The organism is Paenibacillus sp. BAC0078 (assembly GCF_054483875.1).
This window is the reverse complement of record NZ_JBTLRW010000015.1, coordinates 55,593-70,228: the sequence shown is the minus strand read 5'-3', so window position 1 is coordinate 70,228 and position 14,636 is coordinate 55,593. Positions and strand designations below refer to the sequence as shown.

The 14,636-nt window shown below is 50.9% G+C and carries 11 protein-coding genes and 1 pseudogene; 3 read left to right on the top strand and 9 right to left on the bottom strand.

Translation table 11 applies throughout. From position 1 onward, the window contains the following. Window positions 1-97: 97 nt before the first annotated feature. The 4 genes from ACX1DY_RS23150 to ACX1DY_RS23135 all read right to left on the bottom strand — a co-directional run bounded on the left by ACX1DY_RS23150 (window position 98) and on the right by ACX1DY_RS23135 (window position 5,595). Window positions 98-1,354: an aminotransferase class III-fold pyridoxal phosphate-dependent enzyme gene (locus tag ACX1DY_RS23150; RefSeq protein WP_458966554.1), complete on the bottom strand. Its 1,257-nt coding sequence runs from the start codon at window positions 1,352-1,354 to the stop codon at window positions 98-100. Between the two features lie 33 nt (window positions 1,355-1,387). Then, complete coding sequence (locus tag ACX1DY_RS23145; RefSeq protein ID WP_458966553.1) at window positions 1,388-2,167, bottom strand: hypothetical protein; 780 nt, start codon at window positions 2,165-2,167, stop codon at window positions 1,388-1,390. 24 nt (window positions 2,168-2,191) lie between these two features. Continuing rightward, window positions 2,192-3,544 carry an APC family permease gene (locus tag ACX1DY_RS23140; RefSeq protein ID WP_458966552.1) on the bottom strand — a complete coding sequence of 451 codons (1,353 nt, stop codon included), beginning with the start codon at window positions 3,542-3,544 and terminating at the stop codon, window positions 2,192-2,194. A 221-nt stretch (window positions 3,545-3,765) separates the two neighbouring features. Beyond that, window positions 3,766-5,595, bottom strand: coding sequence for an APC family permease (locus ACX1DY_RS23135; protein WP_458966551.1), 1,830 nt, complete (start codon window positions 5,593-5,595; stop codon window positions 3,766-3,768). Window positions 5,596-5,846: 251 nt separating this feature from the next. Here ACX1DY_RS23135 and ACX1DY_RS23130 point away from each other — a divergent pair, with 251 nt between their 5' ends. From ACX1DY_RS23130 to ACX1DY_RS23120, 3 genes are read left to right on the top strand one after another with little or no spacing between them, the layout of a single operon-like run. Beyond that, the gene (locus ACX1DY_RS23130) at window positions 5,847-7,316 is read left to right on the top strand and encodes an FG-GAP repeat domain-containing protein (protein ID WP_458966550.1); all 1,470 of its coding nucleotides are present in this window, start codon (window positions 5,847-5,849) and stop codon (window positions 7,314-7,316) included. A 14-nt stretch (window positions 7,317-7,330) separates the two neighbouring features. Continuing rightward, window positions 7,331-8,026, top strand: a complete 696-nt coding sequence (locus ACX1DY_RS23125; protein WP_458966549.1) for a response regulator transcription factor — start codon at window positions 7,331-7,333, stop codon at window positions 8,024-8,026. Then, on the top strand, window positions 8,020-9,426 hold the full coding sequence (locus tag ACX1DY_RS23120) for an ATP-binding protein (protein WP_458966548.1): 1,407 nt from the start codon (window positions 8,020-8,022) through the stop codon (window positions 9,424-9,426). Before ACX1DY_RS23125 ends, ACX1DY_RS23120 begins: the two co-directional genes overlap by 7 nt. Before the next feature lie 14 nt (window positions 9,427-9,440). Here the strand turns inward: ACX1DY_RS23120 and ACX1DY_RS23115 are convergent, their stop codons facing one another. The 5 genes and pseudogenes from ACX1DY_RS23115 to ACX1DY_RS23095 all read right to left on the bottom strand — a co-directional run. Beyond that, the gene (locus ACX1DY_RS23115) at window positions 9,441-10,565 is read right to left on the bottom strand and encodes an NADase-type glycan-binding domain-containing protein (protein WP_458966547.1); all 1,125 of its coding nucleotides are present in this window, start codon (window positions 10,563-10,565) and stop codon (window positions 9,441-9,443) included. 274 nt (window positions 10,566-10,839) lie between these two features. After that, window positions 10,840-12,897 (bottom strand): iron ABC transporter permease, encoded by a 2,058-nt coding sequence (locus ACX1DY_RS23110; RefSeq protein WP_458966546.1) that lies wholly within the window; start codon window positions 12,895-12,897, stop codon window positions 10,840-10,842. Window positions 12,898-12,905: 8 nt separating this feature from the next. Next, window positions 12,906-13,955 (bottom strand): ABC transporter substrate-binding protein, encoded by a 1,050-nt coding sequence (locus ACX1DY_RS23105; protein WP_458966545.1) that lies wholly within the window; start codon window positions 13,953-13,955, stop codon window positions 12,906-12,908. Window positions 13,956-14,189: 234 nt separating this feature from the next. Beyond that, window positions 14,190-14,270, bottom strand: coding sequence for a hypothetical protein (locus ACX1DY_RS23100; protein ID WP_458966631.1), 81 nt, complete (start codon window positions 14,268-14,270; stop codon window positions 14,190-14,192). Between the two features lie 41 nt (window positions 14,271-14,311). Then, window positions 14,312-14,503: pseudogene (locus ACX1DY_RS23095) on the bottom strand (SDR family NAD(P)-dependent oxidoreductase); the annotation flags it as partial. Window positions 14,504-14,636 lie beyond the last annotated feature (133 nt).

The window sequence follows — 14,636 nt, the reverse complement described above, 5'->3', positions numbered from 1 at the left end:
GATAAGAGCAAATGCCCCTTCCTTATGTAATCTGCATTCATCCCACCTTTTCACACTTGGAATTAGTATAAAATAGCGTAACTTGATTATCAAACGCCTACACAAGACTCGGATGCATCTTCTTCACTGCCTGGAAAGCCTCGTCTGCTACATCCAGCGTAAAGGCAATGTCTTCCTCCGTCAGAGCAGCATTGATAAAATGGTTATGATGGTTGGTAAAAAAGACCCCGCGCTGAACGCAAGCCGCGATCCACTCCTGGTGCAGCACCTGGCTGGGATCGTTGGCAATTCTCATATACCACATGGGCAGCTCGCCGCTGATCCGAAGGTCGAGGCCATGTCCGGCGGCGACTTCGGCCAGGCCGCTGGTCAGCTTGCTGCCGAGCGCCTGCAGGCGCTTCGGAGCCTCGATGGCCTTCAGTTTCTGCAGCGTTGCGATGCCGGCGGCAAAAGGAACTGCAGAGAACCAATAGCTCCCCGTATAGAACACCGACGAGGCTGCGCTTTTCAGCGCATCTATTCCGCACAGTGCAGAGACATTGTAGCCATTGGCCAGCGCTTTGCAGAAGCAGATCAGATCAGCCTCGAAGCCATAATGATGGTCTGAGCCGGACAGATCCAGCCGGAAGCCGCAGCGCACATCGTCAATGATCAGCACGATGCCATGTTTCGTGCAGAGCGAGCGCACCTTCTGCCAATAATCCTGATCCGGCAGCTCATTGTCGACAAAATTTCCCTGGAAATAAGGACTGGCGATAAAGCAGGCAATTTGTCCGGGATAGGCGCTGATCAGCGCTTCAAGCTGCCCGATATTATTCCAATCGACATATAAATTATTTGCGATCTCCTCCGGTGTAATACCGGGATTGCCCGCAAGCTTCGTCCACGGCGCTACGCCGTGATACCCTTTATTAACGAGCACCGCCTTTTTCCTGCCCGTAGCGGCACGCGCAACCATGACCGCAAAGCTGGTGACATCACCGCCATTTTTAGCGAAAAATGCCCAGTCGGCACTATGTACGGTATCCACGAGCAGCTCTGCGAATTCGACCATTTTCACCGAGGGCAGTGTCACGCAGTCTCCCAGCTCCCGCTGTTCCCTTGCAGCCCGGTCCACATCCTCGTCATTATAGCCCAGAATGTTAGGGCCGTATGCACACATGTAATCAATGAACCGGTTGCCGTCCACATCCCAGAAATAAGCCCCCTTGGCCTCCCTGGAGAAGAATGGAAAAGCACTCGGCGGAATCATACTGCCCTCAACAGGTCCCAAATGTCCATAGACACCGGCCGGAATGACCTTCATCGCCCGTTCAAAAAGCAATCTGCTGTTTGTATATTTATAAGCTTCCATATCTCGTCTCCTTTTCTCATCCCTGACTCGGACCTACACAAACTGGGGCACTTTAGCCAAAATATCATTCATGTGCTGAATCATCGGCAGCATTCCCTTGAGCTTCAATCTCTCTGTAACGATCAGCTCATGAACATCGGCTCTCTCGCTTAGCACATCGTTCGCAGACTGCACGGTATCAAATATCATGAAGGCGCCGGGTACAGATGAAGTGCTCTTCATGGCCTTAAGCCGGCCTTTCACACAGTGCAGGAATACCTGCTGCCCGCTCTCCGCAATGGAGATCGAAATGACGCCGTCCGGGATTCTTGCCGCAATCCGCTGACCAATGCCATCGTAACTGCCGATACAGGCCACGGCATAAGCAGCGGTATTCAGCAGCAGCCGGGTATGTATGGCGAAATAGTCACTGTCCAATAGCAGCTCCCCGCTCGGCTTCAAATAGTATTCCAGCCGCTTGCTCAGCGCCGTGAATTCTTTGGTCAGGAATCCCAGCCGAGTCAGTCCACGCAGCGGGATCGGGCTTGCCGCACCTTCTATCATCCGGTTAAAATGCTCCGGCGAGCGGAAGTACAGCACGATGGACGCCGCTCCCCCCGGTTCACGCATGGAGCAAGACCCATCCGCAATGATCAGATCAGCCGAGGGGCCATTGCGGATTTTGAAACGGATCGTATTCCGTTTGTCTTGAATCAGCGAAGCTGAGATAGGGTCAAGGCGGCATAATTCCTCCAAATTCCCCAGAACCGCATACAGATTAACCGCCGCTTTTGTCTCATGGACTGAGGTGTTCACAGACTCGCTCACTGGCATACGCTAACTCCCTTTCATTCATCGTTATAAAGAAGTGTCAAACAGGCCCCAATCCGGGATTTGTGTGAACACTTTGGTCCTTACCGTTAAATACAGAAGCCCGGCCGCAAACCATATGCCGCCCACCACGAACGCCTGGTGACTGAGACTTGAGAGCAGCCAGACATTGCTCAGAATCCCGAGGGCGGGCAGGAGCAGATACAGCAGCAGCGCCTTTGGGGTACGAAGCTTGCTTTTGACGAAGTAATGGAGGATTACGCACAGATTCACAAAAGCAAAGGCTACAAAAGCGCCCAAATTGACAAGCGAAGCCAATGTAACCAGATCGAACAGCATAGAGGCCGCTACCGTCAAAATACCGATAAAAACAATGCCGCCTACCGGAGTTGCATACCGGGGATGCGTATAGCAGAACAGCTTCTCCGGAAAAACATGATCCCGCCCCATGACAAACAGCAGCCGTGAAATCCCCGCTTGCTGGGACACAATAAGCGTAAAGACTGAAGCCGCAGTTACAAGCATGAACAGGGTTTCGAAGAGCGGTCCGCCCAGGAATTCCACAAGCTCCACAGCCGCCGTATCCGCACTGCTGAAGCTCCGCCCCTGATAGGCAAGCACGCCCAGATAGGCGATCAGGATAAACACAACCCCATTGAGCACCGTTACAAAAATCAGTGTCCGGGGGATGGTGCGCTGCGGCTCAACCGATTCCTCGGCAATCGTCGTCACTGCGTCAAAGCCGAGAAAGGATTGGCAGACCAGTGCGGTCCCGGCAATGACGCTGAGCAGAGAGAAGTTGGAATTCCAGAAGGGGGCCGAGGAGATTAGCGAATGGCCCGGCGAAGGTGATACGAGGGCATAAATACAGGCTCCGAAGAAAAAAGCGATCAGCACAAACTGCATCCCCACCATGATCCGATTGACCTTAACCGCCATTTGCAGGCCTCTGATATTAATTAAGGTGCTTAATGTGATAAACAACGCAACCCACACCACAACGGGAATCACAGGGATCATCTCGTGCAAGGCCAGACCAAGGAACAGCACGGACAGCATCGGCACAAAAGCATAATCGAGCAGCAGCATCCAGCCCACCAGGAAGCCCGCGAGCGGATGAACAGACTTCTGGACATACCCATAGGCAGAACCGGAGGTCGGGTATACCTTTACCATCCTGCCATAGCTGTAAGCCGTAATGAGCATCACTAGAAAAGCCAGCAGATATGCTGTAGGCAGCATTCCCTTGGACAGCTCGTTAGCCACGCCGTACGTTCCAAAGATGGCAATCGGCGCCATTAAGGAAATCCCAAATATCATTTGCTTGCCTTGCGTCATTACCCTAACGGGGATACGTGAGACTTCCTCTGCATTTTTCAATCACCCATCCTCCTTTTCATTAAATTCACTCCATGCATGTAACTAATAATGACACATAAATAATGATCCGGAGCATTTCTTGCTGTAATCTTACTTTATATGCAAAAGAAGATATTGTAAATGTCAATAAACATAACACTTGAAATTTTTATGTGAACAAAAAAAGCCCCCTGCTATCCACATAAAAATGGACAACAGGGGCTCCCGGATAGACTGCAGCATTATTTTTTCAAATGATAAGGTACTGTAGTAATAATCACATTTCTGCGGTACAGCAGATGTGCGCGGAGCAGCAGGCTGGACTGGTTATGCAGAATGTTGTGCCATCCCTTCTTCGGAATGAACTGCGGCACGACCACCGTTACCTGATAGTTCGATTCGCTCGCCTTGCGCTGAACCGTGTCGATGAACTTGGTCAGCGGCTGAGTGATGCTGCGATAAGGCGAATACAGCGTCACCAGGCGGATTTCGGGGTGGAATTTCTTCCACTTCTCTTCAAATATCGCCTCATCCTCCCGCTCGAACGGAACATGCACGGCAATAATCTGCTCGGTACCCAGAGACTTGGCATAACGGAGCGAGTTCTCAACCACATGTGTTATTCCAGCAACAGGCAGGATGATGACGTTCCCCTCAATGGCTAGCGGCGGCTCTTCGCAGGTGGAGATCCGCAGTTGGTCAGCGACGGACTCATAATGCTTGTGAATCCGGTGGAACAGCAGGATAATCAGCGGCAGGAAGACCAGTACCGGCCACACCTGCGTGAACTTGGTCAGGAAGAACATAATAGTGACGATAAAGCTGATCAGCGCGCCCGCAGTGTTGATAATAAATTTGCCGACCCAGCCCGGCGGCTTTTGCCGGATCCACTTCACCATCATCCCGCTCTGGGAGAGCGTAAAGGGAATGAACACGCCTACCGCATATAGCGGAATTAGGTGCTCCGTCCGTCCTTCAAAAGCAATGATCAGAATGATGGAGAACATCCCCAACATGAGAATGCCGTTTGAATAACCCAGCCGGTCTCCTCGGACAGTGAACATACGCGGAATAAACTTGTCTTTCGCCAAATTCACCGCCAGCAGCGGGAACGCGGAATATCCGGTATTGGCTGCCAGAACCAGAATCAGCGCGGTAGTTCCCTGGACGAAGAAGTACATGAAATTACGGCCGAAAACCTCTTCGGCAATGATGGACACCACCGTAGCATCTTCCCGTGGCGAAATACCATAGTAATAGGCCAGAAACACAATACCTGTAAATAACACCGCCAACAGTGTGCCCATCGCCGCCAGTGTTTTGGCAGCATTATTCGGGGCAGGATCTTTGAAGTTAGGGATGGCATTGGAAATGGCCTCTACCCCTGTCAGCGCCGAGCTCCCGGATGAAAAGGCCCTCAGCAGCAAGAACAGGCTGATGCCCGCTACCGGAGTACCGATAGGGGTGTGCAGATCGGCCGGCACACTGCCGGTCAGGATTTTGAACAAGCCCAGACCGATCATGATAAATAATGCGAGCACGAACAAATAGACCGGATAAGCCAGGAATGACGCCGATTCCGTGACCCCCCGCAGATTCAAGGTTGTAATCAGCAGAACGAAGAAAATGGCAATAGGCACATTATACGGATGCAAGCTTGGAAAAGCCGAGGTAATCGCGTCAGTTCCGGCGGAGACACTCACCGCCACCGTCAATATGTAGTCCACCAACAGCGAGCCGCCGGCAATCAGCCCAGGATACATCCCCAAGTTCTCTTTGGATACAACATAAGCTCCGCCGCCATGGGGGTAAGCAAAAATAATCTGCCTGTAGGATAAAATCAAAGCCACCAGCAGGACCAGAACCCCTGCCGCAATCGGTATCGAATACCAAAACGCCGCAGCGCTGATTGTAATCAGTACCAGCAAAATTTGCTCAGGACCGTAAGCAACGGATGACAGAGCATCTGAAGAAAGAATGGCCAGCGCTTTGGTTTTGTTCAGTTTCTGTTCGCCAAGCTGTTCAGACTTCAGTGGCCGCCCAATCAGGAATCTTTTCAACGAAGACATCATTAGCCTCACCCATCACTTTTTAATGTTATATTACCCTTGGAAGTAAATAATAATCTCAGTTCTTTATTATACGCTTTTGAAACAAGCGTGGTTGCTATTATTTTCAAATCATAATCCTCCTATAATATATCGTCAAAATTGCATTTTTAGGAAAATAGAACATTCGTTAAGTGTCCTTTACCATTTTGAAACTACTTTGCCGGAGGGTTGGGATATACTAGCCACAGACATAACAAAGGAGATCACACTTTATGAATAAATCAGCTATAAGCGCCTTTATTGTACTAACCCTGCTTGTAACAGGCTGCAGCACGATGAAAACTCCAAGCGATTTGCTCACGGCTCCATCGCAGAGCAACTCCGATGGAACGATTGCAGGCATTGTACAGTCCTTTCTTCCATCGAATGCCCACTTGACCGTGCCCGTCCATTCTGAATCGAGCAGCGCCATCCAGCTGCAGGACCTTGATAAGGATGGTCAGGATGAAATTCTGGCCTTCTACAAAACAGACAAAACCGACTTTGAAATCAACACACTCATACTGTCAAAGTCCGGCGGAGAATGGAAAAAGCTGACCAGCTTCACCGGAGTCGGCAGCGAGCTGGATTACGTGAAGTTTGCAGATGTTACTGCCGACGGCGCGGCGGATGTGCTGCTTGGCTTCAGCGGCGGCAAGGATCTCAGCAGGGAATTGGCCGTCTACAGTCTGAGCGGCGGCAAGTGGTCTGAAATACTCAAACAGCCTTATGACCATTTGGCAGTGGGGGATTTTACGAACGAGGGAGAGACGGAGATTGCCTTGATCCAGGCAAGTGTCAATGCGGATTCCCAGCAGGTATCACATCTCCAATTACTGCGGCTTCATGGCGGCAAACAGCAAACCTTAGCAGACCAGACCCTTAATGGTGTTGTGATTCAGGCCCTATTCGCTAAGGCTGCTCCTGCCATAAACGCTCTGGTCATTGATTCGGCGATTGGCGCGCATTCTTCCTACACCTCTCTACTGACTTGGGAAAATGGCAGGTTTACTGATATACTTGCAACAGATGATTATCAGCATACAGCTCTGGCGGACAGCAAGGATCTTGTGCTTAAGCGGCTGGCTCCAGAGTCCGGCGGCATGCTGGGTGAAAGCAGCATCGCGATGAAGGACTATCCGCTGTACAGCGAGGATGTTAACCAAGACGGGATTATTGAAATCGGATTTCTCGTTCCTCCTGCGGGTACAGAGAGCTTCGCTCCGCTGGCTACCCCTTTTATCACTAAATATTATCAATGGGATGGGCAATCGGGTCTGAAGTTTGTTCAAGAACAGTTTGACCGATGGGGCTTCAATTTCCATATTCCTCAGAACTGGACTGGAAAATATATACTGGAGACTCCGGGGGAATCCCCTACTCCGTGGAAGAGCCTAATGTTTAGCTACAAGAGCGCCGATTCCTCTCTGAAAGCTCCGCTGCTGGAGCTGCGGCTGCTCACCAAGAAGGAGTGGCAGACGGCCGAAGCCAAGCTGCTGGCGGAGAATGCTTCTTATACGCTGCTCTATGAATTACAGAATACGGATGATGACACGGAGCCTACGGTACTCGTTGCTGTTCTGCCATCCGCTACAGCAGGCAGCAAGCTGACCGGACCTTCTCTACAGGAATATGAACAGCTTAAGCTGACATTGGATGAAGTACAGCGGCTGGCCGGCACACCGCAGAAGCCTCAGCTTTAATTAGGAGGGGAACTATGAAGGTGCTGGTACTGGAAGACGAGAAGCCTATACGCGATCTTCTGCGGGTGAATCTCAAGCGTGCGGGCTTCGAGGTTGTCGAAGCCGTCACAGGGGAAGAAGCTCTGGCTGTTGCCGGGGATCATAAGGATTTTGACATCGCAATTCTGGATCTGATGCTTCCAGGAATCAGCGGCTTTGAAGTGTGCGGACGACTGCGCAGACAGTTCCCCCGGCTCGGCATTATTATGCTGACTGCCAAAAGCCAGGAGATAGACAAGGTCATGGGACTGGAATCCGGTGCTGACGACTATGTCATCAAGCCGTTCAGTCCGGTGGAGCTGGTTGCGCGGGTACGCTCCTTGTACCGGCGGATGTATCCAGGGGAAGCGCCACTGGCCGGGAACCACATTGAGCTGCCCCCCTTCACACTGATGCTGGATGAACGCAAATTGCTGAAGGATAAGCTCGATATCCCCCTGACACCTACCGAGTTCGCCATTGTGAAGCTGCTCATGGAGCAGCCTAACAAGGCGATGAACCGCGATGATATTCTGACCTCCGTATGGGGGCAATATTTTATGGGCGAGCTAAAGATTGTAGACGTCAATATCAGCCGAATCCGGCAAAAAATCGGGCAGGGTCCATCCGGGCCCCAGTACCTCGAAACGGTGTGGGGATTCGGCTATCTATGGAGGGTCCAACATTGCTGAAGGGAATCAGGTCTCGGCTTATCATCTATATCACCCTTGTTCTCCTTCTGATTGTCCTGCTGCTGGAGGGGGTATTTATTGCGGCTGTCCACTATTATTATCTGGGCAGCGCCATGGAGACGCTGAATTCACGGGCCACAACCTCCGCTACCTTTTTCAATAAATATCTGGAGGGCTACTCTATTAACGAACGGGCCAGATATATACTGGAGAACCTCTCGCCTGAAGAGAGCAGCAAGGTTGAAGTGCTGGACGCTGAAGGAAATGTCATTATCAACTCCTTCGGCTTCGCAAGCTCCGAACGTGTGAATACCCCCGATGTAAAAGCTGCCCTGACAAACGGCAAGGGTAGCTATCAGGGGCTTACCCCGTTTAACGGTGAACGGATTCTGGCCGTATCCATAGCCCTGAAAGAATCCGGCGCAAATATCGGCGTGCTGCGCTATTCTGTCTCCGCAGAGCCCTTGTACAGTGTGATCTTAAAAATTATCCTGAATGCTTCCTGGGTGGGGCTGCTGGTCATTGCGTTCGGTTTCTTGCTGAGTGTAATTATCGCCAAGCGGATTGTAGGGCCGATTCGGCAATTAACCGCTGTCGCTGAAGAAATGGCTACCGGCAATTTTGCCGTTAGAGCGGCGAAGCAGCATGACGATGAGATCGGCACCTTAGCCGACACCCTGAATTACATGGCAGAGGAAATGATCAAAAGCGAAAAAATCAAATACGACTTCATCTCCTCCGTCACGCACGAGCTGCGCACCCCCCTTACCTCCATCAAAGGCTGGGGCGAAACACTGCTTGTGGGTGATTTGTCGGATAAGGAAGAGACTCTGCAGGGGCTTGAGGTCGTAACCGGAGAAACCGACCGCCTGATCGGATTGGTTGAAGACCTGCTGGATTTCTCCAAATTCCAGGCCGGAGAGCTGAAGCTTGTGCTTCAGCCTTATGATCTGCGGGGACTGCTTGAGGATTTGCTGCTGCAATTCCGGTACCGCGGGTCAACCAAGCAGATCCGCCTGTACGCCGATATTCCGGATGAGCCGCTGCCTGTAGACGGGGATTTCAACCGCCTGAAGCAGGTTTTTGTCAATCTGCTGGATAATGCCTTCAAGTTCACCCCGGCCCAGGGAGCAATCTCACTTTCGGCAATCTCCAATGAAACACTAATTATTATTACAGTAGCGGATAATGGTGAAGGCATAGAGGAAGACGACCTGACGAAGCTCGGCACCAAATTCTTCAAGGGCAAATCCCGCCAGTCCGGCAGCGGCCTGGGCCTTGCTATCTGTAAGGAGATTATCGAGCTGCACGGCGGCCATCTCCGCATCGAAAGCGAATTCAGCAAAGGAACCACCGTCATTGTGGAGCTGCCGCGTTACCAGATTCAGCAGGAGAGCTAGGAAGAGGCACTCCGTCAGAAAACAGCCAGCTCCGATACACAAGTATCGTTATACTTGGTGCCTGGAGTAACCTCCATTATAGTGAACTTAATGCTGCTCGTCCTTTTGATTTCCGGCAGCTCAAAATAGTATCCCTTCGTGAAATCCAGAATAGTGGATGTTCCATCGGAGAAGGTTACTCTGGCTTTGCGCACACTGTTGTTTTCCAGATAAGCGGAGACGCTTTTGCCATAGCCGGGTAAAATTTTGAGACCTTCAATTTCAATAGGTTTGGTGAACTGGATTGTGAAGCTTTGCCCGACTCCGCTCCCCTTAACCCCTTCGCACCAGCATGTGGCCGAGTCGCCATCCATCACTTGATTGGGGCTGTAGGATGATGTCTTAGATTTAGGCAGAGTAGAGGTTGCTGTAATTTTTGAAGCCTGGATTTTGTTATAGGATTGATAGGCATTCGACCATGAATCCTTGAGATTTGTAGCCGTATTGGTGTGAAGGTTGACCTTGTATTCGGTTATAAAGATGTCTCTTACATACACGCTGACATAACGAATCCATTCCTTGTTGCTTTCATTGTCTCCAGCCGGGTAATCGAATTTCACCAGCGCGGATGGCTTGCAATTGCAGTATTTAGATACGATATCGAAGTCAGCTCCGGGTTTTGGGGCCTGTTTCGCATAAGGATCACGGATAAAGCTCCGCGGCTTCGTAAAGATCGGTTCTATACCGGATGGAAGCTGTCCCATCTGCAGCACAATCAAGCCCGGCTTGAATTGGATGCTCCCCTCACCGCTAGCAGATCTTTCTTCCCCTGACTGGTCATATTCCTTATATTTGTAGGTGAACTTGACAGGTTGTTGTCCATCAATGGTTATGAAGGTTGCCGATTGAAAGGTGTAGGTTTCTCCTCCATCCCAGACCTCATACTCCAATTTGGCTTTGCCTGTCTGTTGATTGACCGTAAGATTGAGCGTACCGTCACTGTCCTCGTCCTCGACCAATGCCTTGTCCACCCACTTGCCTCCATACGCCGCAGCGGATGAGCCTGCAGTTGAAGACGCCGCAACCGCACTTACACTGTAAAGAGAGAACAAAATTACAGCATTTAACAAAAGACAGAGCATACTTTTTCGAAATTTCATCTTCATCCTCATTTCTATTTCTCATAGCCCCCCAATAAAGCTTTAATTCTTAAGGCCGTAATATCCGAAACGGTAAACAGCCTTTTCTCAATCTTGTATTCCGCCAATTGGGCAGCACTGATTTTTTCACGTTCCAGCAGGACCATAATAACCCACGGTTCAATAAGGATACAAGGGAGAATGAACATTGAATTTTTAAGAAAATAACCCTGTAACGAAACAAAAGAAGGATATGGAACAAGGGCATCCCTTGATCCATATCCTTTTACAGTGCTTATTTGCTGACAAGTGAGCGGTACATGAGAAACAGGAAATACGGCGCTCCGATCAGCATAATAATGAGGCCTGACGGAATTTCCGTCGGTGCCATGATGGTTCTTCCGACAGTATCGGCAATGACGAGCATTAATCCCCCCAGCAGCCCGGACAAAATAATGGAGCGTCTCGTGTGATGCCCAATCATCATCCGCACCGCATGCGGCGCCATCAGTCCCAGAAAACCAATCGTCCCTACGTTGGCAACGGCTCCCGAAGCAAGCAGTACGCCGATAATCATCGCCCAGAGTCTTGTCCCGCGCACCGGCAAGCCAAACCCTGTCGAGCTCTCATCGCCGAACGCCAGCAAATCAAATCTGCGTCCCAAATAATAGGCAATCGGTACAAGGATGATGAGAAATACAAAAAGGATACTAAATTGATCCCATCCCCGGCCATACGTTGAACCCGTTAACCAGATAAATGATGAGCTGCTCCACAGGCTTGCCTTGACGATCATCGCCTGTATGCCCGCAGAGCCGATTGCTGATACCGCGATTCCGAGCAGGATGAGCACGGACGGATTCAAGGCTTTGCGCCAGGCTAAAGTAAACACAAAGGCTGCGGCAACTATCCCCCCTGCAATTGCAGCAATCGGCAATGCGAATATCGTAAGCCCCGGCCATACGACCAGCACAAGCAGTGCGCCAAAGCCGGCTCCCGATGTCACGCCGATAATCGAGGCGTCAGCCAGCGGATTGCGGACAGCGCTTTGAATCAAGACGCCGCTGATGGCAAGCGCAATACCGCCGCAAGCCGCAACGAGTGTGCGTGGAAGCCTTAAATTCAGCAGAACCGAATACGATGACTCCCCCTTGTGGGTAAGGCTGCTCAGCAGCTCGGCAAGCGGAATTCTCGTTCCCCCAAGCGACAAGCTCACCAAGATAATCACGATGAGCAAGACGGCCATTAATGTCACGGTCGGAATGAAGCGCATGCGCCGCGCCGCCCCTCCTATATTCATGGAGGTCTGCCCCGGGCCTGCGCCGGATATATTTTTCATCTTGGTCAGCACCAGCCAAATCAGCCAAGGTCCGCCGATAATCGCCATAACCGCTCCGACCGGCATTTCCCCCACATTGCTGCGTACCATACGCGCAAGCGTATCTGCCGCTGTAATAAGCAGCGCCCCCCAGATCGCGCTCGCGGGAATGAGGAAGCGATGCTTGCGAACCCCGCTAAGGCGGACAAGATGGGGAGCGACCAGACCCACAAACCCAATCGGTCCGACCACACTCACCACAATCGCAGCCATGAGTACCGATAGGCCGAGGCCGATCGCCCGGGTCAGCCCTACACGCTGTCCAAGTGAGCGGGCAGTGGACTCGTCCAGCTCAAGCGTGTCGAATTGCCTGCCTGCGAGCACCGAAATCCCAAGCAGCGCAAGAACGAACGGCCAGGCATACTGAACGCCGCTCCAGTCGAGCTGAATCAACGAACCCGAGCCCCATAAGAATAGATTTTGCGTTTCCGTCTTCTTGAATATATGAATCGCCGAAGTAAACGCTCCGAGCACCATCGACACAATCATACCTGATAAAGCCAGGCGTACAGGCGTCGCCTTCCGCCCTCCGCTCAGGATATAGGCCGTAAGCGCCGCCAGCAATCCCCCTGCCGCCGCCAGTATAAACGGATACTGCTGCTGTATAGCCGGAAAAGCAACCATGCCAAGAACCACCATGAAGTAAGCTCCGGCATTGATCCCCAGTGTATCCGAGGAAGCGAGCGGATTTTTCGTTATCGTCTGCAGCAAGGCTCCGGCTGCGGCAAGAGCAGCCCCGGCCAGAATGCCGATCACTGTTCGCGGCATCCGGATATCCCAGAGCAGATTATGCTCCATCACATCCTTGCGGTGCAGCAATCCATCCCATACGGTGGCTGCCGGAATCTTCGCTTCTCCGAAGCCAAGGCTCAGAATAAACAGAACGAAAAGGGCGGCAAGGCCGCCCCCCAAAATTCCAATTAGCCGCCAGGCCATACCATTATTTGAGGCTGCGGTATTGTTTTTGCTGTTCATCGAAGTGCTCATTTCGTTAATGTTTTTACAACTTCATCTACAATAACCTTGGAGGAGACCGGACCGCCGAACACCCAGGTCGCGCTGTCTAGTCCGAAGGTGCGTTTCTCCTTAACAAAGTTAAGGCCGTTCCAGACGGAATTATCCTTCAGTTCCTTTGAGAAAATATCATCGTCCTTCTGAACAATGTAGAGCAGATTCGTATCCTGAACCGCAGGCAAAGCTTCAACCGTTGAAGTGCTGAATCCGTAAGACTCGAATTTTTCCGGCTTCCAGTCATTCTTCAGACCAATCCGGTCCAAGGTTTGTACAGCAAGGGAGTTATCTGTAAAAAGACGCATTGTCGCTGCATTCTGATAGCTGTAGGCCTGGGTCAGCACATAATTCAAGCCCTCCTTACCTGCTGCGGCCAGCTTGGTCTTCGCCTCTGCGTAATGGGCGTCCAGATCAGAGAGGACCTTATCGCCTTCCGCTGTTTTGCCAAGCGCCGCCGCAATGGTTTTGAAGGTGTCTTCCATCAGCGTATATTGATCTACCTGACCTTCTGTCGGATACAGATCGAACATCAGCGTTGGCGCAATCCCCTTCAATTGATCATAGATAGCTTCGTGGCTACCCGTAATGGCGATAATCAAATCCGGCTTCAGGGAAGCAATCGTCTCCAGATTTGGCTCGTCGCGGGTTCCCACATCCGTCACGCTTGCATCAAGCGGCGCTTCGGAGGTTACATACACACTATAGTTTTTGTTATCCGCATTGCCCACCGGCTGAACACCGAGTGCAATAACATCTTCCGTAAATGTCCACTCCAGAACTACAACCTTTTTCGCGGGCTTATCCAGCTTAACCTCGCCTTTGGCATCCTTCAGAACAATAGGGCCGCTCGCGGCTTCGCTTCCGGCAGTTTCAGCAGGCGCAGTTGTAGGCGAAGTTGTAGCCGCTGCATTATTAGCCGCTCCTCCGTTCTTCGCCGAATTATTTGTGTTGTTAGAGCCGCAGCCCGCTGCAATCAGAATGACAACCATAAGCATGATTAGACCCTTTAACCTTTTGTGCATGTTGCAAATCCCCCTATAATATAAAAATTAAAAACAGCGTTCTGTGATAATTATTATCATTCATGTGATAATGATTATCATTGTTAACCAATATATGCTATCTTATATGTGTTTCCGGTGAAAGTCAAAGTTTAATATGAAAAAATTTCTATCTAACTAAAAGAAAAGTCCTAACAATCAAGAGTTTCTTGATCATTAGGACCGACTTTGATTATATGTTATATCCTGCCTGTATTAGAAGCCCGCCGTCCAGCCTGCATCAGCAGTAATAACAGCACCGTTTACAAAGCTCGATTCATCCGATGCCAGGAACAAAGCGACCGTGGCGATTTCCTCCGGCTGACCCAGACGCGGACCGCAACGTTGGTTTTAACGGCGACCGCTTCTCCACCGTTTGCCGAAATCGCAGCAGCAACCGCTTCTGCTCCTTCAAGATTCAAATCAGAAACAACCACCTTCGCGCCTTCTTTGGCGTACAGCTCCGCGATTGCTTTCCCCATGCCTGAGGCCGCCCCTGTAACGACTGCTACTTTATTGTCCAAACGCATGTAAACTCCTCCTGATTTTTATTTGTTGTGAGCAACTCGTCACTCAAGAGATTCCAAGCTTCTTCTTGAGATGTAAGGATCATATTAAATTTTTGTTAAAAAATATTTGAGTATACCCGCCTTTATTTTTTGG